The sequence below is a fragment of the Microbacterium sp. TPD7012 genome (assembly GCF_003075395.1).
Taxonomy (GTDB): Bacteria; Actinomycetota; Actinomycetes; order Actinomycetales; family Microbacteriaceae; genus Microbacterium.
Genome location: NZ_QDFV01000001.1, coordinates 37421 through 58938 on the forward strand (window position 1 = coordinate 37421; position 21518 = coordinate 58938).

Here is a 21518-nt window from a genome sequence, read left to right on the forward strand (position 1 = left end):
CGGTCGCCAGGAGTCGAATCGATTCGATAGGCTGTCCGGCATGGACACCGCCCTCACCCGTTCGCAGTTCGTGCGCTGGCGCGCAGCGATCTTCGCCATCTTCTTCGCCAGCGGACTCTCGATCGCCACGTGGGCGTCCCGCGTCCCCGGCATCAAGCAGGCTCTCGAGCTCGACAACGCCCAGGTCGGCATGATCCTGCTCGGCATGGGTCTCGCGTCGATCATCGGCATCTCGACCAGTCCCGCCGTCATGGCTCGCACCGGCGCGCGGCGCGGGATGCTCCTCGCCATGCTCATGTTCGCCGTCGGCATCGCCCTCGTGGGCCTGGGCGCGAACGTCTTCGGCTCGGTCCCGATCGTGCTGCTCGGGATGGTCCTCTTCGGCTTCGGCAACGGCTGCGTCGACGTCATGATGAACGTCGAGGCGACGGCCATCGAGCAGCAGATGGGCAAGACCATCCTGCCCGTCTTCCATGCCCTCTTCAGCTTCGGCACCGTGATCGGCGCCGGCATCGGCGCCCTCGCCGCCGGCCTCTCGATCGATGTCGCGACGCACGCGGGCGTCATCGGCGCGCTGATCGTCGTCATCGCCGTGGTGTGCTTCTTCCAGGTGCCCGATCGCGAGGCCGCACTCGATCCGGAAGGCCACGAGAAGCCCCCGTTCCGGGAGCGCATGCACACGGCCCTCGAGGCATGGCGCGAGCCGCGCACCTACCTGCTGGGCGTCGTGATGCTCGGGATGTCGTTCGCCGAGGGCGGCGCCAACGACTGGATCGCGCTCGGCACCGAGCAGGGCCACGGCTTCGCCGAGGGCACGGGGGCCGTCTCGCTCGCGGTGTTCTCGGTCGGCATGACCGTGGTGCGCCTCTTCGGCGGACCGCTCGTCGACCGGTTCGGCCGCGTGCTGGTGCTGCGCATCCTCGCGGTGGCCGCGGCCTCCGGCATCCTGCTCTTCATCCTCGCGCCGAGCTTCCCGCTCGTGCTGGTGGGTGCCGCGCTCTGGGGCATCGGCGCCTCGCTCGGGTTCCCGTTGGGCATGTCGGCGGCAGCCGACGATCCTGCCAAGGCGGCGGCCCGGGTGAGTGCGGCGGCGACGATCGGCTACGTCGCGTTCCTCGGCGGCCCTCCGGTGCTGGGCGTCATCAGCGAGCACATCGGACTGCTCAACACGCTTTTCATCCTCGTCGGGCTGGTCGTGGCGTCCGGACTGTTCTCGGGAGCCGCCCGTCCCCTGCGCGACGAGGAGAAGACCGCCGTCCCGGCACGGGAGAGCTGAGTCTCACGCGTCGCGGCGACGGACGAGCGCCGCCGCGTGGGAGCGACTGCGCGCACCGAGCTTGGCCAGCACGTTCGACACGTGCGTCTTCACCGTGGGCACCGAGATGTGCAGGCGCTCGGCGAGCTGGGCGTTCGACCACCCCTGCAGGATGCCCTCGAGGATCTCCTGCTCGCGCGCCGTCAGCTCCGGCCGATCGCCCGGCTCCGTTCTCGGCGCGGTCGGTGTCGCGGCGCTCTGCGCGACGGCGGCGAGCGCCCTGCGGGTCACACGAGGATCCAGGGCGCCCTCCCCGGCGGCCACCGCACGCACCGCCGCGGCGAGCGCCGGAGCGTCGACCGTCTTCAGCAGGAAGCCCACGGCACCGGCGCTGATCGCACCGAGCACGAGATCGTCCTCATCGAAGCTCGTCAGCACCAGCACGTCACCGAGGCCCCGCTCGACGATCTCCCGAGTGGCGGAGATCCCGTCCCGCCCCGGCATCCGCAGGTCCATCAGCACCACATCCGGTCGCAACGCCGCCGCGTTCCGCACCGCGACGTCTCCGTCCGCCGCCTCTCCGACGACGGAGATGCCGTGCGCCTCCAGCATGATGCGCAGACCCGTCCGGATCGCACCGTGGTCGTCGGCCAGAAGCACCGTGGGCGCGTTCACGGGCGCACCTCGACCGGGATGCGGGCGGCGACCGACCATCCGTCGGACTCGGGTCCGGCGGCGAAGACGCCGCCCAGCGCTTCCACCCGCTCGCGGAGCATCTGCAGTCCCCATCCCTGGCCGCCGTGCGTGGCCGCGGCGTGGGCGACTCCGCCGCGCGACCGCACACGCACTCGCACATCGGTGTCCACGACCTCGATCGCGACGTCCACGTCCGCTCCGCTCGCATGTCGGATGCCGTTGGCCAGGGCCTCTCTCACGACCCGCACGACGGCCTGCTCGGCGGCGCCTCCCACGCCCTCGACGTCCGTCGCAGAGAAGCGGATGCCGAGACCCGCGCGCCGCGCCTCGTCGACGATGCCCTCGAGGTCGGTCCATCCGGGAGTGGAGGAGAGCGCGCCGTCGCCCCGGCGGAGCACCGAGATCATCGAGCGCAGCGCGCCATGGGCGTCGAGACCCGCGTCGCGCACGGCCTGCAGCGCATCGCGGTCGGTGACCGGATCCGGAGCGGTCGCCAGCGCGGCCTCGGCGCGGATGGCCATCGCCATCACATGACCGGCGACGACGTCGTGCAGCTCCCTCGCCATGGTCTCGCGTTCGCGCTGCACGGCCTCCGCCTGCTCCCGTTCGGCGACGGCGGCCGCATCATCGGCGCGCTGCCGGTGGAGCTCCGCGAGCTCGTTCGCCTGCGAGACCGCGACCGCCCACCAGTAGTCGGTGCCGACGAAGGCGCCGAACTGCACCGCCACCAGGAAGGCCACCGGGACGGAGGCGTCCGACAGGGCCAGCGCGCCGAAGAACATCGTGACCACCGCGACCGCACTGGCGATGAGCAGTCGGGTACGCATGCGGGGTGAGGCGACGAAGGCCGCGGTCCACAGCACGTCGAGCAGGATGATCACGGGCCCGAGCCCGCCGATCGTCAGCAGGTCGACCGTGAACAGGACGGCCGCCGCGACCAGCGAGAGCATCGGGAAGCGCCGCTTCAGGAGGACGGCGATGCAGCCCGGAAGGGCCGTCGCCAGCGTCCACCACGGCGAGACGTCGGCGTCGAGGAGCGAGAAGATGCTCCAGACGCCGCTGAAGCCGAGCGCGGCACTCAGCACGCAGAACAGTCCGATGAGGACCGCATCGATCAGGGGGCGGCGCGCTCGGGACCAGGTGCGGATCCGCTCCGCCGTCGCCTCCTGCATGGTCTTCATGCAACCACGACGGCGCCGACGGCGCATCCGACGAAGGGATGAGGCCGGACGGGCGGAACGGGACTTTCGCCCGATCCGTCGTGCGCGCCTGTCGTCGAGCGTGGAGGCATGGAACTGTTCGGCGGACTCCCGCTTCCCCTCTCCCTGGCCCTCCTGGCACTGATCGACGGCCTCAGCGTCGGGACCCTGCTCATCCCGGTGTTCCTCCTGCTCACTCCGGGCCGTGTCCGGGCTGGACGCATCCTCCTCTACCTGGCGACGATCGCGGCGTTCTACCTCGTGGTCGGACTCCTCTTCCTGTGGGGCCTCGTGAATCTGGTCGATGTGGCCGCGGACTTCCTCGCGTCGCCCGCGGGGCTGATCACGCGCCTGGTCGTGGGGGCCGCGCTGCTCATCACCGCGTTCGTGATGCCCACCGGCACGAAGGTCGAGGCGCGATCGGCATCGACCGTCGTATCAGCCCCGGCGTCGGGGAGCGTCGCTCCGCGGATCTCCCCGTGGACCGGCATGCCCGTCCGCGACGCGGAGGCCGAGGATCGGCCGGCGCCGCAGCCGGGTCGGATCACCCGCTGGCGCGAGCGCCTGCTCGACCCTCGCACCCGCGGCACCGCGGTGATGGCGGTCGCGGTCGCCGCCGGGCTTGTCGAGGTCGCGACGATGCTCCCCTACATCGTCGCGATGACCATGCTGGCGGATGCCGGCGTCGGCACGCCGCTTCGGGTGCTGTCGCTCGTCGGCTACTGCGCGCTGATGGTCCTCCCGGCCGTCGTGCTGCTCATCCTCCGACTTGTCGCCGCTCCGCTGGTGCAGCGGCCGCTCGAACGGTTCGCCGCCTGGATGGAGCGCACAGGAGCCGAGAACACCGCGTGGATCATCGGCATCATCGGCTTCCTCATCGCGCGCTCCGCAGCCACCGAGCTCGGGATCTTCGACGCCCTGTCCCGACTCGGCGGCTGAACCTCCCGCGCGCCGCATCGACGCACGTCGGCCGGGTCGGATGCCGTTAGGCTCGACGGGTGCGTCTCGTCATCGCCCGCTGCTCGGTCGACTACACCGGTCGGCTCAATGCCCATCTCCCTCTCGCCACGCGTCTGCTCGTGCACAAGGGAGACGGGAGTCTGCTCGTGCACTCCGACGGCGGCAGCTACAAGCCCCTGAACTGGATGAGCCCGCCGTGCTCGCTCTCCAGCGAGGAGCCCGGCGAGGAGGAGGCGAGTGCCGGCGTCGTCGAGGTCTGGCGCGTCACGCACAAGAAGACCGGCGACGCCCTCCGCGTGCAGATCTACGAGATCATCCACGACACGTCGCACGAGCTGGGCGTCGACCCCGGCCTGCAGAAGGACGGCGTCGAGGCCGACCTGCAGCGGCTGCTGGCCGAACAGGTCGACCGCATCTCGGAGGGCGCGACCCTCGTGCGCCGTGAGTACCCGACGGCGATCGGCCCGGTCGATCTGCTGGTGCGGGATGCCGACGGCGGCGCCATCGCGGTCGAGATCAAGCGCCGCGGCGACATCGACGGCGTCGAGCAGCTCACCCGCTACCTCGAGCTCCTCGGTCGCGACCCGCACCTCTCCCCCGTGCAGGGCGTCTTCGCCGCGCAGGAGATCAAGCCCCAGGCGCGCGTGCTCGCCGAGGACCGCGGCATCCGGTGCCTCGTGCTGGACTACGACGACATGAAGGGCATCGAGTCCGGCATCCCCCGGCTGTTCTGAGGTTCGAAGGCCGATCAGCTCCATCAGCACTTCCGGCTCCTGTCCATGTCTCTTCGCAGTTGCTTCGGACTATAGAGGGCCTCTCGAGGGCGGTGCGCAAACCGTGGAGAACACCATCCGCTGCACACCTGTGCAGGAGGAGATGACGTCCACCCACGGCCCGTAGGCTGGAGGCATGCCCTCTTCTTCTCCCTTTTCGTGCGTGCTCTGGGACGTCGACGGCACCATCGTCGACGCCTCCGTCGGCATCCTGCGACGCCTGAATGTCGCCCTCACCCACTTCGGCCGGCCGGCGCCGACCCGCGAGGAGCTGATCCACTGGATCGGTCCGCCGATGTTCCAGTCGTTCCAGGACCAGGCCGGCATGACCCCTGCCGAATCCGCGGAAGCCGTCACGTTCTACCGCACGCTCGGCAAGGCCGACGGGTACACGACCGATGCCGCGACGTACCCCGGCATCACCGAGCTGATCCACGATCTGCATGCGGCGGGAGTGCCGCAGGCGACGGCGAGCTCGAAGCCGGAGATCCAGGTCGACGCCCTGATCGACCACTTCGGCCTGCGCCCGTCATTCCTCACGACCGTGGGTGCCACGCCCGACGAGTCGACCCTCGCCTCCAAGACCGACATCGTCGCCGAGGCCCTGCGCCGTCTGAAGGAGCTCGGCGCCGACACGTCGAGGCCCGTGCTCGTCGGCGACCGGCACCACGACGTCGAGGGCGGCAACGCCAACGGCGTCCCGGTGATCTTCGTCGAGTGGGGTTTCAGCGATCAGCACGAGGGAGACGAGGCGGCATTCCGCGCCGCCTCGGTCGACGAACTGCGCGCTCGGCTCCTGGCCTGAAGGCGGCCGAGGCCCTCGAATCGGGCCCGAAAAGCACAGAACTCCCCGCCGGATGTCGCACGAGGCGAATCCGGACGGGGAGTTCTGTGATTCGCCCGCTCTTAGAGCGGACGGATGTTCTCTGCCTGCAGGCCCTTGGGGCCCTGCGCGACATCGAACTCGACTCGCTGGTTCTCATCGAGAGACCGGTAGCCGGATGATTCGATGGCGGAGTAGTGCGCGAAAACGTCAGCGCCGCCGTCGTCGGGGGAGATGAAGCCGAAGCCCTTCTCCGAGTTGAACCACTTGACCGTGCCCTGAGTGCTCATGTACTGCCTGTTCGTTCTACTGATGAAGAAGCCGACGCAGGTATGCCCCGACATCGCTAACGGTAGTGGAGGCGGCCCCGAGGGGAAGAGCGCGGGCAAGAAGGTAACCCAAATGTTGCAAGAGCGGCATCCGGCCGTCACACGGCCGGATGGCTGACCGGCGGCATCGGGCACCTCGAACGTGCCCGGAAAATGGTGTGGCCCTCACCGCGGGGGGAGCGATGAGGGCCGAAGACGACCGGAGGGTGCGTCAGAAACAGCCTAACCCTTTTTCCATGCTCTTGTCCCCCTTTTGGGGGACAAAATCGAAAATCGGTGGGAGGATGGTCGATAGCGGCCCCCTCGAATAGTCCATTGGGGACTGAACTACTCGAGAGGGCCCAATCGCGCGCACGGATCGTCTTGCCTCTGGGGAAGGCAGCCCGTCCTCTGGGGAGAGACGGAGACGATCGATCCCCTTGTGCACGCACCTTCACCATAGGGGAGGATGCGCGATCGGCGCCATGGACCCGTCGGGTGAGCACGATCCGCGAACGTCGAGACGCTCATCCCCCGCATTCAGGCCGCTCCGCTCCGCTTCGGGCGCCTCCACCGCACCCGGCCCTGCGTGATGGCGATGCCGAGCACGACGACACATCCGGGCGCTTCGCACGAGGCCAGCACCGGCGGATTTCGCCCGTCGCTTCCGCCCGTGCGGACGTTCTCCCGCTCCATCGCGGGTAGCCTGAGGCGGTGACGATGCTGAACAAGGACATGACGCTGTGCATCTCGCTGTCGGCGCGGCCGAGCAACAACGGCACGCGGTTCCACAACTTCCTCTACGAGGCGCTCGAGCTCAACTGGATCTACAAGGCGTTCGCCCCGACCGACCTCGGCCAGGCCATCGCCGGCGTGCGCGGTCTCGGCATCCGCGGCTGCGCGATCTCGATGCCCTATAAAGAGGACGTCATCGCGCTCGTCGATCGGATGGATCCGTCGGCGACCGCGATCGACTCGGTCAACACGATCGTGAACGACGACGGCGTGCTCACCGCGTACAACACCGACTACTCCGCCATCGCGCAGCTGATCGAGCGCAACGGTCTCGATGCCGGCTCGTCGGTGCTGCTGCGGGGCTCGGGCGGCATGGCGAAGGCGACGGCTGCGGCCTTCCGCGACGCAGGATTCACCGACGTGACGATCGTCGCCCGCAACGAGGCGAACGGCGGCGCCCTGGCCAAGCTCTACGGGTTCGACTGGCTCCCGGATGCCGGTGCCGCCACGGCCGATGTGCTCGTGAACGTCACCCCCATCGGCATGGCGGGTGGAGCCGAGGAGCACGCACTCTCGTTCCCGGCCGAGACGATCGCCGCGGCATCCGTCGTCTTCGACGTCGTCGCACTCCCGGCCGAGACCCCCTTCGTGGCTGCGGGACGCGCGGCGGGCAAGACCGTCATCACCGGCGCCGAGGTGGCGACGCTGCAGGCGTTGGAGCAGTTCGTGCTCTACACCGGCATCCGTCCTTCTTCCGACCAGGTGCGCGCGGCCGAGGAGTTCATGCGTGACGCACGGTGAACGAGCCGTCGGATAAGCGGAAGTTCGTGATCGGGAGCACGATACCTGGGTAGCCTAGGCGCATGAGCGCGCCTCGCATCGCCCCACGGTCCATCGCCCGGCGGACGACCGCCGCCCTCGCCGCCACGGCGATCGCGGCACTCGTGCTGGCGGCGTGCACGGGCGGCGGCGACGAGGGCACGACGACCGACAGCAGCCAGGGCTTCCCCGATGACGGGTGCACGCACATCACCATCGCGACCTCGTCGGAGAAGGTGAACATGCTCGACGAGCTGGCCGCGGCGTTCAAGGACTCCCCGGAGCACGAAGGCCTCGAGACCTGTGCCACCGTGCGGCCGACCAACGTCTCCTCGGGCAACGCCGCCCGCTACCTCACGGCGGGAGACGACTGGCCGAGCGACGACCGCGCGCTCTGGCCCACGCTCTGGTCGCCGGCATCCACCGTCTGGACCGACCGCGTCGCCGCGGCCGCATCGCCGAGCCTCGTCGGCGAGCCCGCGTCGTTCACGCGCACCCCTGTCGTGTTCGGGATGCCGGAGCCGATGGCGAAGGCGCTCGGCTACCCCGAGAAGCCGATCAGCATCACCGACCTCGAGGGGCTCTGCCAGGACCCGAGCGGATGGGGCAGCGTCGGCAAGGACATCTGGGGCGCCTTCAAGATCTCGAAGACGAACCCGAACACCTCGACCACGGGTCTCTCCACGATCCTGATGCAGTCCTACGAGGCATCCGGCAAGGCGGACGCGCTCACCTCCGAGGACGTGGATGCCGCGGCCGATTTCTCGCGCGTGTTCGAGGAGTGCGTGATCCACTACGGCGACACGACCGGCAACGTGCTGTCGACGCTCTACGACGAGACGCAGAACGGCGCCAACGGCTCGGCCTACGTCTCGGCGGTCGCGCTCGAGGAGACCTCGCTGCTGAACTACAACCAGGGCAACCCCGACTCGCACACCGTGCAGCCGGGCGAGACCCTGACCCCGCCCAAGACCAAGCTCGTGGCGGTGTATCCCGCCGGCGGCTCGATGTGGTCGGACAACCCGGTCACGGTCCTCGGGGCCGACTGGGTCACGGCCGAACAGCGCGCGGCCGGCGAGGCGTTCGCGGAGTTCCTGCAGTCCACGCCCGCGCAGAAGGTCCTGCCGGAGTACGGCTTCCGCCCGCTCGACGAATCGGTTCCCCTCGGCGACCTGTTCACGGCGAAGTTCGGCGTCGACCCCGCACAGCCGGCCGTCACGCTCCCCAAGCCCGAGGTCGACGTGATCTCCACTGCCATCGACCAGTGGACGCAGGTGCGCAAGCCCTCGTCCGTGCTCGAGCTCATCGACATCTCCGGCTCGATGGACGACCCGATCGGCGACGGCCGCTCCCGGCTCGACGGCGCGATCGAGGGCGCGCAGACGACGCTCGGTCACTTCCGCTCCTCCGACGAGGTCGGCGTCTGGGCGTTCACGACCGGCATCTCGTCCGACGAGGGCGACGGCATCCAGGTGCTGCGCGACGTCACGGCCCTCGGAGCCGACGGTGAGAAGCTCGACTCCTCGCTCGACGACCTGCGGTACGCGCAGCGCAACGGCACGCCCCTTTACGACGCGGTGCTCACGGCGTACGAGGCCATGAGCGAGCGCGCCGAACCGGGACGCATCAACGCGATCGTCGTGCTGTCCGACGGCGAGGACACGGATTCCACCACCTCTCTCGACTCGCTGATCGCGAAGATCGGCAAGAGCTCGAAGGAGGGCGGCGACGACGCCCCGGTGCGCATCTTCACGATCGCCTACGGCGAGGGAGCCGACCCCACCGCGCTGCAGCGCATCGCGGACGCCACCGGCGGCCAGATGTTCGACGCCTCGGATGCCGAGCGCATCGATCTCGTCTTCGCCTCCGTGATCAACAACTTCTGAGGTGGGAATGTTCATCGCCGCGGCATCCGATCCCAGCGGGGTCGACGACGCCATCGCCGCACTCCAGTCGGGGAACATCTACGTCGCGCCGAAGGTGCCGGATGCGTCGGGGGTGACGGATGCTCTGACGGGCGTCGTGCCCGACGACGGGTCGATCGCGGTCGTGGTGCTGCCGGAGGGCGCGGACATCAGCAGCGTCTACGCCCTCGAGATCCTCGACAGGCTCACCGAGCGTTCGCCCCAGCAGACGATCGTGCTCGCCGTGGGCGACGACGTGCAGGCGGATTCAGCCGTGATCGGCAGCGAAGAGGCCCTGCGCATCGCCAACGAGAGCGAGAGCGCGGCGGGCGGTGACACGCAGGCGGCGCTCATCGAGACCGTGCAGCAGATCGTCGAGGAGAGCCCGTCATCTCCCGGGGGTTCGGTCGGCGGCGGCGCGGACTTCCTGCTGCCTGTCGTGATCGGCGGCGTGGTGATCGTCGCGGGCATCGGCACCGCGATCGGCCTGATCGCCCGGCGCCGCAGAAAGCCCGCGGCGAGCGCGGATCCGGTGCCGGCCGGCATCCGTCTGCGGGTGAACCGCCTGCGCGAGCTGCGCGCCGACTACGCGGCGCTTCCGGGCAATCCGGTCGCGGCGGAGACGGCAGCCGGCATCGACGCGCTCGCCTCGCATGTCGAGCAGCTGTTCGTGCGCCTCGACGCGAAGGCCGGCGAGGACCAGGGCGTGCTGGCCGAGGCGGAGTACTCCGACAAGCTCGCCCGGCTCGTGGCGGCGCTCGACCGCGACTATCTGCTCGATCTGCTGACGCGCCCTGATCTGTGGGATGCGCCGGACGAGCGCGTCGGCGAGGTCCGCGAGGCACTCGCCGCCGTGTCGACGCAGATCGTCGACAACATCAAGCAGGTGAACGCCCGCAAGGGACTGCTGTTCCAGGTGTCGCTGGATTCGCTGATCGGGCGCTCCGAGCTGCGCGACTGGGAGCGGCAGTTCAAGAAGAGCGCAGGAGAGTGACCCGGTTCAGCCGGCGTTCCCCTCGGCGAGGTACGCGAGGCGGTGCAGCGTCTCGGCGTTACGCCAGCGCAGCATCGGCGTCGTGAGGAAGCGCGGGACGATGGTGGCCGGGCCCTTCACCGCTTCCTCGTCGATGCGCACCAGGCACCCGGAGCTGAGCCTGCGCACCCGGATCGTGACGCTCGCCTCGCCGACCGGCCAGCCGCGGGCCCGCAGGACGGCGCGGTGCGGCGGGTCCCACTCCTTCATCTGCGTCGTGTCGTCGAGCAGGGCGGGCCACACCCCGAAGGAGTGGTGGAGCTCGGCCCCCGGGCCCGGCCACGCCTCGTCCACGTCCCGCATGCGCGAGGCGCCGACGACCCAGGTCGGGTAGAGCCAGCCGTTCCCGAGCACGCGGAACACGTCATCCGGTGCGCAGTCCATCGCGCGAGTGTTGGTCGCCATCCTGTCTCCGTTCCGCCCTCATCGTGCGGCCTCATGAGCGACCCGGCGAGGTGCTTGACAAGTCCCCTTCGGCTCGCGTCGCACGCGTGTGGGCCATCGTGGCGGATGTGTCAACCCGCTTCCGACATTCCTCGATGCGAGGAAACCTGGGGGAAGCGTCGACGTGGACGCCCATGGACATGCGAGGTCGGGGAGACGCGCCACGGAGGGTGTGACGGGCTCCTCCCCGGCCTCGCAGCAGTTCAGTCGGAGGCGGGGCGGGTGCCGATGCCGGGTTCGTCGTTGTGGGCCGACTCGTACGACTCGGCTTCCTCTTTCGCCGCATGCTCCGTCGCCTCGTCGACGCCCACGGCATCGACGGCACCCGAGTCCGCTCCGCCGCCGCCCGCCGGGGTGTCGCCGACGTAGAGCAGCTCGCCGGAGCCCTCGCCTTCGCGCGCCTCGAGGTGCTCCGTGATGCGCGCCTGCGCGTCGGATTCGGCGGGCGAGGCGGCGTTCCCGCCGCTCATTCGGCGGTCCGCAGGTCGGTCGGGGCGTCACCGCTGTGCGGAGTGCCTTCGTCCTCCCGTGCGAGGTCGCCCTGTCCGTCCTCGCCGAGCTCGGCCTCGAGGGGCTCGTCGCCCTGCGTCTCGGGCTGCTCGACATCCGTCGGGAAGATGCCGTCGATGGGATCCATGCTGTTGATGAGGCCTTCGGGGTTCGACATGGTGCTCTCCTTCGGTTGGAGGCTCCAGGATCGATCGGATGCCGCGCCGGCGCAGGTCCGTTGACAGAGGGCGTCGGCGGCGGTATCGCGGGCGGCGCAGATCGAGCTGCGCCTCTTCAGAACCGGATCAGGCCGGGGCGGCGGTCGAGGCTCGCACGATGAGCTGCGAGCCGAGCGTCACGACATCGCTGACGACGGTGCCGGAGATCGCCTGGAGGAGCAGGTCGACCGCGAGGGCTCCGCAGCGGTCGATCGGCATCTGCACGGTGGTGAGGCCCGGCGTCACGGCACCGGCGAGATCGATGTCGTCGATGCCGACGATGCTGATGTCATCGGGGCAGATGCGACCGAGCTCCGACATCCCGGCCTCGAGTCCGAGCGCGACCAGATCGTTGTAGGCCACGACCGCCGTCGCGCTGCTGGCTGCGGCGAGCGCGGCGGCGGCGCGACCGCCCTGGATCGACGCGGCGTGATGGCTGAGGCGCGTGAGGCGGATGCCGTGGCGCTCGCACGCGCGGGAGATCGTGTCGAACCGGCGGGCATCGGCCCAGGAGCCGCGCGGGCCAGAGGCGTAGGCGACGTGCTGGTGGCCCAGGGCGACGAGGTGCTCGATCGCCTGGGTGGGGCCGTGCTCGGTGTCCATGATGACGCACGGCGCCCCGTCGATCTGCCGGTTGACCACCACGTACGGGGTGCCTCCGACCAGTGCGAGGACCTCCTCGTCGGGAAGGCGCGGTGAGCACAGCAGCATGCCGTCGAGCTTGCGCGCCTGCTCGATCTGCTCGCGCTCCCGGCGGAGGTCCTCGTCGGCGTCGAACAGCACGATGCGGTGGCGGCCGTGCCAGGCCTGACCCTGGATGGCCTTGAGCAGCATCGCATAGACGGGGTTCGCGATGTCAGGGACGATGACCCCGATGGTCCGCGTGGCGACGCTGCTCTGCGGGTTCGTGTACCCGAGATCGACGGCGGCCTGCAGCACCCGCTCGAGTGTTCCGCCGGCGAGCCGATCCGGCTCGCCGAACGCCCGCGACGCCGTCGCGATCGACACGCCGGCCCGCCGTGCCACGTCGGTCAATGTCGCCGCCACGTCCCGCCCTTCGCTCACTGTCACTCTATGATCGTCCATCCCACCGTGTAACGGGTTGACAAGTTTGTACAAACCATTCACACTGTTTTACATGACGATCATCGCCGATCACCCCCGCCCCGAGCGCGCAGGCATCCTGCATCTCGGTCTCGGCAGCTTCCACCGGGCGCACCAGGCCGTCTACACGGCCGCCGCTCTTCCGGCCGGCGGCGACTGGGGCATCGTCGGCGTCGCCTCGCGCTCTCGCACGGTCGTCGACGCGATGCACGCGCAGAACCTCCTCTACTCGGTCGCCACCATCTCGCCCGACAGCACCGCGCTGACGGTCCCCGGCGTTCACACCGACGCCTTCGTCGGTGCCGAGCAGCCCGAGCGCGTCGTCGCACAGATCGCCGACTCCGGCATCCGCATCGTCACCCTCACCGTGACGGAGAACGGCTACAGCTACTCCGCCGCGACCCAGCACCTCGACCTCGACGACGCCACCGTGCGCGCCGACCTCGGCGGAGGCGCCCCGCGCTCCACGATCGGGCAGCTCGCTCGCGGCCTCCAGGCCCGGGCATCGGTCGGCGGAGAACCGATCTCCATCCTCAGCTGCGACAACCTCGCCTCGAACGGCGCCCACACCGAGAAGCTCGTCCGCGAATTCCTGCAGGCGCTCCCGCAGGGTGAAGGCGCCGAGGCACTCACGTACCTCGACCAGGCGGTCACCTTCCCCTCCAGCATGGTCGACCGCATCGTCCCGTCGACCACGCCCGAGCTGCGGGACCGCGTCAGCGCCCTCCTCGGTGCGCGCGACGAGATCCCGGTGCCGGCCGAGCCGTTCACGATGTGGGCGATCGAAGACCGCTTCGCCGGCGGACGCCCTGCCTGGGAGGCCGGCGGCGCCGTGTTCACGACCGAGGTCGGTCGGTACGAGCAGATGAAGGTGCGGCTGCTCAACGGCACGCACTCGCTCATCGCCTACCTCGGCGCTCTCCGCGGCGTCGCGACCATCCCCGAGGCGATCGGTCTCGAAGACGTCGCACGCGCCGCGCTCTCCGTTCTCCGCAGCGAGTACGAGCCGTCGATCGAGGTTCCGTCCGGCGTCGACATCCGCGACTACGAGGCGCGGCTGTTCGAGCGCTGGGGCAACAGCGCTCTCGGCCACCGCACCAGCCAGGTCGGCACCGACGGATCCGTCAAGCTGCGCCAGCGCATCCCCGAGCCTGCCATCCAGGCGCTGGCCCGCGGTGAGATGCCGCACCTGATCGCCCTCACCATCGCCGGCTACCTCTCGTGCATCGCTCCGCTCCCCGGCTTCGACCCCGGCCCGCACGCGGCGGCGATGACGGATGCCGCGCGCGAGCGCCTTGGCGCTCTCGCAGCGACCGCGCGCACCGGTCGCGAGCTCGCCGAGCGCGTGATCTCCGAACTCCAGCTGTTCGGCGACGGGCTCGCCGGGCAGGACGCCTTCATCGCCCGCGTCGGTGACCTGATCGATACGATCCAGCGTCAGGGCGTCGGCTCGGCCATCGCCGATGCCGTCTCGGCGTCCCAGACCATCACGAAGGAGCTGCAGCCATGAAGGCTCTCGCCATCCACGGCAAGGAAGACATCCGCTGGGAGGACCGCGAGGTTCCGGCGCCCGGCGAGGGCGAGGTGCGCCTCCGCGTGAACTACGTCGGCATCTGCGGCTCCGACCTGCACTACTACTTCCACGGGGCGAACGGCGAGTACACGATCCGTGAGCCGCTGACCCCCGGACACGAGCTGTCGGGCGTGGTCGACCTCGACCCGTCGGGTCGCCTGGCCGCCGGCACCCCGGTGACCGTGCACCCGGCGCGCTACGGCCCCAGCATCTCCGGACTCGAGGACCGCCCGCACCTGCGCCCCGGCGGCGACTACTTCGGCAGCGCGGCCGCGAACCCGCACCGCCAGGGGGGAGCCTCCGAGTTCCTGATCGTCGAGGAGCAGATGATCCGCGTGCTCCCCGAGTCCCTGCCGCTCGAGCGCGCTGCCCTCGCCGAGCCGCTGGCCGTCGCGATCCACGCCGTGGGTCTGGCGGATGAGGTGGCGGGGAAGCGGGTGCTCGTGATCGGCGCCGGTCCCATCGGCCTGCTCGTCGTCGCGGCCGCCCTGCACGCCGGAGCCGCCGTCGTCGGCGCGAGCGACGTGCGCATCGAACCGCTCGAGCGGGCTCAGGCTCTCGGCGCGACCGAGGTCTCCCTCGTGGGCCGCGACGCGATCGACGACGAGTCCTACGACGTCGTGTTCGAGTGCTCCGGCGTGGGCGTCGCCCTCACCCAGGCCGTTCGCGCTGCACGCCGTGCCGGGACCGTCGTCCAGGTCGGCATGCTCCCGAACGCCGACATCGGGGTGAACCTCGCTCCGATGCTCGCGAAGGAGCTGACGATCCGCGGGGCCTTCCGCTTCTCCACCGAGATCGACGACGCGGTCAGCATGCTGGCCGAATCCGGCGCGCTCGACTCCGTCGTCTCGCACGTCATCCCGGCATCCGACGCCGTCCGGGCATTCGAGATCGCTCGCGACTCGTCGGCCTCGGCGAAGGTCCTGCTCTCCCTCTAAACACCCTCCCTGTTCCTGGTCCGAAGGAGTACCTCACATGTCCGAATCACAGACGACGGCTCAGGCCGTCGACGACCCCGCCGCGAAGAGGTCGGTCCGCGACCTCGTCCGCGCCGCCGTCTCCGGCTGGCTCGGCACCGCCCTCGAGTTCATGGACTACCAGCTCTACTCGCTGGCGGCCGCCCTCGTCTTCGCCGATCTGTTCTTCTCCTCCGAGAACCCCGCCATCGCGGTCGTCGCGGCCATGGCGACATACGGAGTCGGCTACGTCGCCCGCCCGGTCGGCGCATTCTTCTTCGCGCGCCTCGGCGACAAGACCGGTCGCACCAAGGTGCTGTTCTACACGATCCTCCTGATGGGGCTCGCGACCACCCTCATCGGATTCCTGCCGACGTACAACCAGGTGGGCATCCTCGCGCCGATCCTGCTCGTGCTGCTGCGCATCGCACAGGGCTTCGGTGCCGGTGCGGAGATCTCCGGCGCCGGCGTCATGCTCGCCGAGTACGCCCCGGCCAAGCGCCGCGGCATCATCGCGTCGCTCGTCGCCCTCGGCACCAACTGCGGCACGCTGCTCGCATCCGGCATCTGGGCGATCCTCCTCGTCGCATTCAGCGAGCAGGAGGTCATCGACTGGGCCTGGCGCATCCCCTTCATCGGCAGCGCGGTCATCATGCTCTTCGCGATCTGGGTGCGCTTCAACCTCAAGGAGACCCCGGTCTTCGAGGAGCGCGACGACGTCGTCGACGGCAAGGCCCTGTCCAAGGCGGAGACCATCCAGCTCGCCACCGAGACCGGCGATGTCCGCACGCTCGAGGCCATGCAGCGCAAGCCCCTCAAGGCGTTCGCGATCGCGCTCATGCTCCGCTTCGGGCAGGCCGGCAACTCCGGCATGATCCAGACGTACCTCATCAGCTACATCACGGTCGTGCTGCTGCTGGATCGCTCGATCGGCGTCAACGCCGTGATCGTCTCGTCGCTCGTCGCCTTCATCACGGTTCCGCTGTCGGGCTGGCTCGGCGACCGCTTCGGCCGCAAGCGCATGTACATCGTCTGGGCGGTCATCGCGCTCATCGTCATCGTCCCGACGGTGCTGATGATCAGCAGCAAGGACACCGTGCAGGTCTTCGTCGGCTACGTCGTGCTGCACAACCTCGCCGTGATGAGCTTCGCCTCGCTCGAGAACCTCACCCTCCCCGAGCTCTTCGGCTCCCGCAACCGCTACACGTACACGGCCATGGCACGAGAGATCGCCGCCATCGTCGCGACCGGCGCGGGTCCCGTCATCGCAGCCGCGTGGGTCTCGGCCGTCACCGGCTCGTTCATCCCGATCATCATCATGCTCATGATCTTCACGCTGAGCGCGCTCATCGCCGCGATCTGGATGCCGGAGGTCGCCGGTCGCGATCTGACCGATCCGCGCGACGCGATCTGACCGAACCGCTCATCCCGACCAGGGGTGCGGGCGCCCGAACGCCCGCACCCCGCACCCCTCCAGGAGAACGACATGACCATCGAGCTCGTCGACGTCAACATCACCAGCCCCGGCCGCAACTTCGTGACGCTGAAGATCACGACCTCCGACGGCATCACCGGGCTCGGCGACGCCACCCTGAACGGCCGCGAGCTCGCTGTCGCCTCCTACCTCGCCGACCACGTCGCCTCGATGCTGATCGGGCGCGACGAGGACCGCATCGAGGACACCTGGCAGTACCTCTACCGCGGACCCTATTGGCGGCGCGGGCCGGTCACCATGGCCGCGATCGCCGCCGTCGACCTGGCCCTGTGGGACATCAAGGCCAAGAAGGCCGGGATGCCGCTGTACCAGCTGCTCGGCGGAGCCAGCCGTGAGGGCGTGCGGGTCTACGCACACGCCTCCGGCACCGACTACGCCGCCCTGAAGAACGCGATCACCGGCTACGAGGAGCTCGGGTACACGGCCGTGCGCGTGCAGACCGGTGTTCCCGGACTCGGTCAGATCTACGGCGTCTCCTCGAGCGGCCCCGGCGTGCGCTACGACTACGAGCCCGCCAGGCGCTCCGGCGACCGCCCGAGCGAGGAGACCTGGGACACCCGCAACTACCTGAACCACATGCCGGGGATCTTCTCGCAGATCCGCGAGGATTTCGGCACCGACCTGCGCATCTTGCACGACGGACACCACCGCATGTCGCCGATCGAGGCCGCACGCTTCGCGAAGGACATCGAGCCCTACGACCTGTTCTGGCTCGAGGACTGCACCCCCGGTGAAGACCAGACCGCCCTGCGCCTGGTGCGCCAGCACTCCACCACGCCCCTCGCGATCGGTGAGGTCTTCAACTCGGTCTTCGACTACCAGACCCTCATCACCGAGCGCCTGATCGACTACGTGCGCTCGGCCGTCACCCATACCGGCGGCATCACCGCCATGAAGAAGCTGCTCGACTTCGCCGCGATCTACGGCATCAAGTCCGGCATCCACGGCCCGACCGACATCTCGCCCGTGGGCATGGCCGCGGCCCTGCACCTGGATCTCGCGATCCACAACTTCGGCATCCAGGAGTACATGCCGCACAACGCCGAGACGCTCGAGGTCTTCCAGACGTCGTTCACGTTCGACAAGGGCTTCCTGCACCCCGGCGACAACCCGGGTCTCGGAGTGGAGCTCGATGAGGATGCCGCAGCCGGCCACGAGTACACCAAGGCCTACCTGCCGGTGAACCGTCTGCTCGACGGCACGGTCCATGACTGGTGAGGTCCGCCGGGTCGCCCTGCCGCAGCGCACGGTCGACTCCCGGCTCGTCGTCGTCGCTCGTGCACACCGTGCCGAGGACTACGACACCGTGCTCGATGTGCTGATCGATGCCGGCATCCGCAGCGTCGAGCTCACCCTCACCACTCCCGGGACCTTCGACCGGCTGCCGCACCTGCGCGCGCAGTACGGCGTCGCCGCCGATCTCGGCGTGGGCACGGTGACGAGCGCCACCGACCTCGCCCGAGCGGTCGACGCCGGCGCGAGCTATCTCGTGACGCCGATCACGTCCACCGCGTTCGTGGCGCAGGCGACGGATGCCGGTGTCGCGATCGTCCCCGGAGGGCTCACACCGACCGAGCTGTTCGCCTCGTGGTCGGCGGGCGCGGCGGCCGTCAAGATCTTCCCCGCCGGCCAGGTGGGACCCGGCTACCTGAAGGATCTCCGCGGACCGTTCCCCGACCTCGTCGCGGTGCCATCGGGCGGCGTCGACCTGGCGGGCGCATCGGTCTGGCTGGCGGCCGGAGCCGTCGCGGTGAGCGTCGGCGGACCGCTGCTCGGCGACGCCTTCTCGGGCGGCGACCTCGTCGCGCTGCGCGACAGGGCCCAGGCGTTCGTCGAGGTCTGCGCGCCGTGACCGCTCGCTCCGTCGTCACGCTCGGCGAGACCATGGCGCTCGTGCGCGCGACCGAGATCGGGTCGCTGCGTCACGCCCACGGTCTCGCGCTCGGCGTCGGAGGGGCGGAGACGAACGTCGCGATCGGACTGTCCCGCCTCGGCGTCGCCGTGTCGTGGCTCGGACGCGTCGGCGACGATTCGCTCGGCGAACGGGTCGCGCGAGAGATCCGTGCCGAGGGCGTCGATGTGCGCGTCGTGGTGGATGCGGATGCCCCGACCGGGCTCATGGTGAAAGAGCGGCCGTCGGCGTCGTCGACCGCCGTGCATTACTACCGGGCGGGGTCCGCCGGATCGCGGGTGTCCGGATCGGATCTTCCCGACGGCTGGATCGAGCGGGCCGCGCTGCTGCACGTCACCGGCATCACGCCGCTGCTGTCGTCGACGGCGCAGGACGCCGTGCTCACCGCCGTCGCCCGTGCGCGATCCGTCGGCGTGCCGGTGAGCTTCGACATCAACTACCGAGCCGCGCTGGCTCCGGCGGCCGTGGCCGGCCCGATCCTGCGAGAGATCGCGGAGCGCGCCGACATCGTGTTCGGCGGCGAGGACGAGTTCTCGATCCTGTACCCGGATGCAGCGCCGCCCGAGGCCGCGGCACTGCTGCGTGATGCCGGCTGCACGACCATCGTCCTGAAGCGCGGACCGGCGGGCGCGACGGCGTTCGTCCGTGACGCGGCGTTCGAGGCGTCGGGCTTCACGATCGACGCGATCGACACCGTCGGCGCCGGAGACGCGTTCGTCTCGGGTTACCTGAGCGCCCTGCTCGAAGGCCTCGACGTCGACGCGGCGCTGCACCGGGCGAACGCCTGCGGCGCGATGGCCTGCCTCACGCCCGGGGACTGGGAAGCAGCACCGACGGGGCGCGACCTGGAGCGCTTCCTCGACGGCGACGCGGACCCGGTTCGGCGCTGAAGAAGGTACCGCAGGCAGGTTTCTCGCTGATCCTTCTCAGCTCGCAGAGAACGGCGACACGAGGACGACCACGATCGGAACGACACCCAGGACGATGCCGACGACGGCCAGAAGCTTCGACCGCGAGATGATCGCTGCGACGATGCCGAGAAGAACGGCGATCGCGCCGACGACGGGCGCCGCGTAGAAGAACAGGACGGCGAGAACGGACCCTGTCGACAGCCCCTGACCGTCGGAACCGCCCGCGATGAGCCAGAAGGCGATGATCATAACGGTGGCGAGAGCACCCGCGATCACGGAGCCGATCGCGACGCCGCGACGTGAGCCGCTCGGCGGGTTCGTCGTCATGCTGAGGAGTCTAGCCAGACATCGATCCGTTCTCCGCGCTTCTTCCGCAGCTCGACGCTGCCGTTGCGAGCCTCGCCATCATCACGCCGGACACGGTGTATGAGCTGGCGTGAGGGTCACTTCGGCTCGTGGGTCGGCAGGGAGCCCCTCATGCACGTGCTCACGCACCCCTTCTGGTGGTACGAGAGAGTTCCCGCAGAGAACTACTAGGACGGCGAGGTCGGGCGGGGAAGCGCGTCCATCCCCCGGGTCCGCTATCGTCAGAACCATGCTGATGGTGATCGTCGCGAGCCTGGTGGCGATCCTCATCTGGGCGGTGCTCGCCGCGCGGCTCGAGCGCTGGCATGTGTCGGGACCCGTCGCGATGGCGTGCGCCGGGATCGTCACGGGCCTGCTGGTCGGTCCCGACATCGGAACCGACCTGAACACCGACATCGCCGAGAAGACCGCCGAGCTCATCCTCGCCGTGCTGCTTTTCGTCGATGCGACGGAGGTGCGCGGCGGATTCCTCGCCGGTGAGCGCGGTCTCGTCGGCCGTCTCCTGGGGATCGCCCTGCCCCTCACCATCGTCGTGGCGTTCGGTCTGGGCGTGCTGCTCCTGGACGGCTCGTCCTGGGCGGTCCCGTTGGCCATCGCCTGCGTGGTGATGCCGATCGACTTCGCGCCGGCCGCGCATCTGCTGCGCGACGGGCGATGGCCGCGGCGCGTCCGGCACACCGTCGCCGTCGAGAGCGGGTACAACGACGGCATCTTCTCTCCGGTGTTCGCGTTCGCCCTGCTGTACCTGTCGCAGTCCCACACCGAGGACCTCGGAACCGCCGTCGGCGCCGCACTCGAGGCCGCCGGGATCGCCCTCCTGGTCGGCGTGGTCATCGGGGCCGCATCCGGAGCCCTGGTCTGGGTGTCCGTCCGACGAGGCTGGACCCGCACCAGCGGCGTCCGGATCGTCATGGTGCTCGTCCCGCTGATCGTCTACGCCATCGCCACCCCCCTCGGAGGCAACGGCTTCGTCGCCGCCTTCCTCGCGGGCATCGCGTACAAGCTCTGCCGCAACGCTCGCGCCGACGGCCAGACCGACATCCCCGCCGCAGAGCTGAGCGCGGTCGAGGACCTGGCCACCACCACGTCGCTGATCATGTGGTTCGTCTTCGGCGCGGTCGGCGTCCTGGTCCTCGAGATCGGGTTCCAGTGGACGTGGATCCTGTTCGCGCTGCTGGCCCTCACCCTGGTCCGTCTCCTCCCGGTGCTGATCTCCCTGCTCGGCAGCCGTCTGCCGTGGCGGGAACGCATGGGCCTCGGGCTGCTCGGCCCTCGCGGCACCTCATCGATCGTGTTCGGCCTGCTCGCCTACAACGCGATGAACGACGACGACGCCGACATCGCGGTCTACGTGATGGTGGTCGTCGTGCTCGGAAGCCTGATCCTGCATGGACTCGCCATGGCCGTGCGCTCGAGACATGCGCACGAGTCCGGCTCTGAGCCGCATGCCGAGGCCGCCCACTAGCCGCCGCTCTTCGCCGGGCGTCGTCACCGATGTTCCCGCGCGGCGCTTGCGCCGCCTCCGACGGCTTTCCTGCCAGTATG

General features: G+C 69.7%; 22 protein-coding genes. 14 read left to right on the top strand and 8 right to left on the bottom strand.

Annotation, left to right across the window (positions count from 1 at the left end; translation table 11 throughout):
• The first annotated feature begins 40 nt into the window (after nt 1–40).
• Nucleotides 41–1276 (top strand): MFS transporter, encoded by a 1236-nt coding sequence (locus DC434_RS00170; protein ID WP_116633274.1) that lies wholly within the window; start codon nt 41–43, stop codon nt 1274–1276.
• 3 nt (nt 1277–1279) lie between these two features.
• Here the strand turns inward: DC434_RS00170 and DC434_RS00175 are convergent, their stop codons facing one another.
• The gene (locus tag DC434_RS00175; protein WP_243408731.1) at nt 1280–1930 is read right to left on the bottom strand and encodes a response regulator transcription factor; all 651 of its coding nucleotides are present in this window, start codon (nt 1928–1930) and stop codon (nt 1280–1282) included.
• Nucleotides 1927–3132: a histidine kinase gene (locus DC434_RS00180; RefSeq protein WP_243408732.1), complete on the bottom strand. Its 1206-nt coding sequence runs from the start codon at nt 3130–3132 to the stop codon at nt 1927–1929. The genes DC434_RS00175 and DC434_RS00180 overlap by 4 nt, the downstream gene beginning before the upstream one ends.
• A gap of 108 nt (nt 3133–3240) precedes the next feature.
• On the opposite strand from DC434_RS00180, the gene DC434_RS00185 reads away from it, so the two are divergent.
• From DC434_RS00185 to DC434_RS00195, 3 genes are all read left to right on the top strand, one after another.
• On the top strand, nt 3241–4089 hold the full coding sequence (locus DC434_RS00185; RefSeq protein WP_116633276.1) for a GAP family protein: 849 nt from the start codon (nt 3241–3243) through the stop codon (nt 4087–4089).
• A 59-nt stretch (nt 4090–4148) separates the two neighbouring features.
• Nucleotides 4149–4844: an endonuclease NucS gene (gene nucS, locus DC434_RS00190; protein WP_116633277.1), complete on the top strand. Its 696-nt coding sequence runs from the start codon at nt 4149–4151 to the stop codon at nt 4842–4844.
• A gap of 175 nt (nt 4845–5019) precedes the next feature.
• Complete coding sequence (locus DC434_RS00195; protein ID WP_116633278.1) at nt 5020–5688, top strand: HAD hydrolase-like protein; 669 nt, start codon at nt 5020–5022, stop codon at nt 5686–5688.
• 101 nt (nt 5689–5789) lie between these two features.
• Here DC434_RS00195 and DC434_RS00200 read toward each other — a convergent pair whose 3' ends face one another.
• Complete coding sequence (locus tag DC434_RS00200; protein WP_046014597.1) at nt 5790–5996, bottom strand: cold-shock protein; 207 nt, start codon at nt 5994–5996, stop codon at nt 5790–5792.
• A gap of 732 nt (nt 5997–6728) precedes the next feature.
• Between DC434_RS00200 and DC434_RS00205 the strand changes: the two genes are divergently transcribed.
• The 3 genes from DC434_RS00205 (at nt 6729) to DC434_RS00215 (ending at nt 10466) form a co-directional block, all read left to right on the top strand.
• Nucleotides 6729–7550, top strand: coding sequence for a shikimate 5-dehydrogenase (locus tag DC434_RS00205; protein WP_207769856.1), 822 nt, complete (start codon nt 6729–6731; stop codon nt 7548–7550).
• A 62-nt stretch (nt 7551–7612) separates the two neighbouring features.
• Nucleotides 7613–9454, top strand: a complete 1842-nt coding sequence (locus tag DC434_RS00210; protein ID WP_116633279.1) for a substrate-binding and VWA domain-containing protein — start codon at nt 7613–7615, stop codon at nt 9452–9454.
• A 1-nt stretch (nt 9455) separates the two neighbouring features.
• A complete protein-coding gene (locus DC434_RS00215; RefSeq protein ID WP_133192755.1) occupies nt 9456–10466 on the top strand; it encodes a hypothetical protein in 1011 nt (336 codons plus the stop codon).
• A gap of 6 nt (nt 10467–10472) precedes the next feature.
• On the opposite strand, the gene DC434_RS00220 is transcribed toward DC434_RS00215, so the two are convergent.
• From DC434_RS00220 to DC434_RS00235, 4 genes are all read right to left on the bottom strand, one after another.
• Complete coding sequence (locus tag DC434_RS00220; protein ID WP_116633281.1) at nt 10473–10910, bottom strand: SRPBCC family protein; 438 nt, start codon at nt 10908–10910, stop codon at nt 10473–10475.
• Between the two features lie 242 nt (nt 10911–11152).
• Nucleotides 11153–11419, bottom strand: coding sequence for a hypothetical protein (locus DC434_RS20025; protein ID WP_165807955.1), 267 nt, complete (start codon nt 11417–11419; stop codon nt 11153–11155).
• Nucleotides 11416–11616 carry a hypothetical protein gene (locus tag DC434_RS00230; protein ID WP_116633283.1) on the bottom strand — a complete coding sequence of 67 codons (201 nt, stop codon included), beginning with the start codon at nt 11614–11616 and terminating at the stop codon, nt 11416–11418. Before DC434_RS00230 ends, DC434_RS20025 begins: the two co-directional genes overlap by 4 nt.
• 127 nt (nt 11617–11743) lie before the next feature.
• Nucleotides 11744–12721 (bottom strand): LacI family DNA-binding transcriptional regulator, encoded by a 978-nt coding sequence (locus DC434_RS00235; RefSeq protein ID WP_243408733.1) that lies wholly within the window; start codon nt 12719–12721, stop codon nt 11744–11746.
• Nucleotides 12722–12794: 73 nt separating this feature from the next.
• Between DC434_RS00235 and DC434_RS00240 the strand changes: the two genes are divergently transcribed.
• The 6 genes from DC434_RS00240 to DC434_RS00265 all read left to right on the top strand — a co-directional run bounded on the left by DC434_RS00240 (nt 12795) and on the right by DC434_RS00265 (nt 19586).
• A complete protein-coding gene (locus DC434_RS00240; RefSeq protein WP_116633285.1) occupies nt 12795–14270 on the top strand; it encodes a mannitol dehydrogenase family protein in 1476 nt (491 codons plus the stop codon).
• Nucleotides 14267–15271, top strand: coding sequence for an L-idonate 5-dehydrogenase (locus tag DC434_RS00245; protein ID WP_116633286.1), 1005 nt, complete (start codon nt 14267–14269; stop codon nt 15269–15271). Before DC434_RS00240 ends, DC434_RS00245 begins: the two co-directional genes overlap by 4 nt.
• Nucleotides 15272–15308: 37 nt before the next feature.
• Entirely contained in the window at nt 15309–16703 is a 1395-nt protein-coding gene (locus tag DC434_RS00250; RefSeq protein ID WP_116633287.1) for an MFS transporter, read from the top strand.
• Nucleotides 16704–16775: 72 nt separating this feature from the next.
• The gene (gene manD, locus DC434_RS00255) at nt 16776–18002 is read left to right on the top strand and encodes a D-mannonate dehydratase ManD (protein WP_116633288.1); all 1227 of its coding nucleotides are present in this window, start codon (nt 16776–16778) and stop codon (nt 18000–18002) included.
• Nucleotides 17992–18636 carry a bifunctional 4-hydroxy-2-oxoglutarate aldolase/2-dehydro-3-deoxy-phosphogluconate aldolase gene (locus DC434_RS00260; protein WP_116633289.1) on the top strand — a complete coding sequence of 215 codons (645 nt, stop codon included), beginning with the start codon at nt 17992–17994 and terminating at the stop codon, nt 18634–18636. The genes manD and DC434_RS00260 overlap by 11 nt, the downstream gene beginning before the upstream one ends.
• Nucleotides 18633–19586 carry a sugar kinase gene (locus tag DC434_RS00265; protein ID WP_116633290.1) on the top strand — a complete coding sequence of 318 codons (954 nt, stop codon included), beginning with the start codon at nt 18633–18635 and terminating at the stop codon, nt 19584–19586. Before DC434_RS00260 ends, DC434_RS00265 begins: the two co-directional genes overlap by 4 nt.
• Nucleotides 19587–19622: 36 nt before the next feature.
• Here DC434_RS00265 and DC434_RS00270 read toward each other — a convergent pair whose 3' ends face one another.
• Nucleotides 19623–19934: a hypothetical protein gene (locus DC434_RS00270; RefSeq protein ID WP_116633291.1), complete on the bottom strand. Its 312-nt coding sequence runs from the start codon at nt 19932–19934 to the stop codon at nt 19623–19625.
• Between the two features lie 268 nt (nt 19935–20202).
• On the opposite strand from DC434_RS00270, the gene DC434_RS00280 reads away from it, so the two are divergent.
• The gene (locus DC434_RS00280; RefSeq protein ID WP_207769857.1) at nt 20203–21438 is read left to right on the top strand and encodes a cation:proton antiporter; all 1236 of its coding nucleotides are present in this window, start codon (nt 20203–20205) and stop codon (nt 21436–21438) included.
• The last annotated feature ends 80 nt before the right edge of the window (nt 21439–21518 follow it).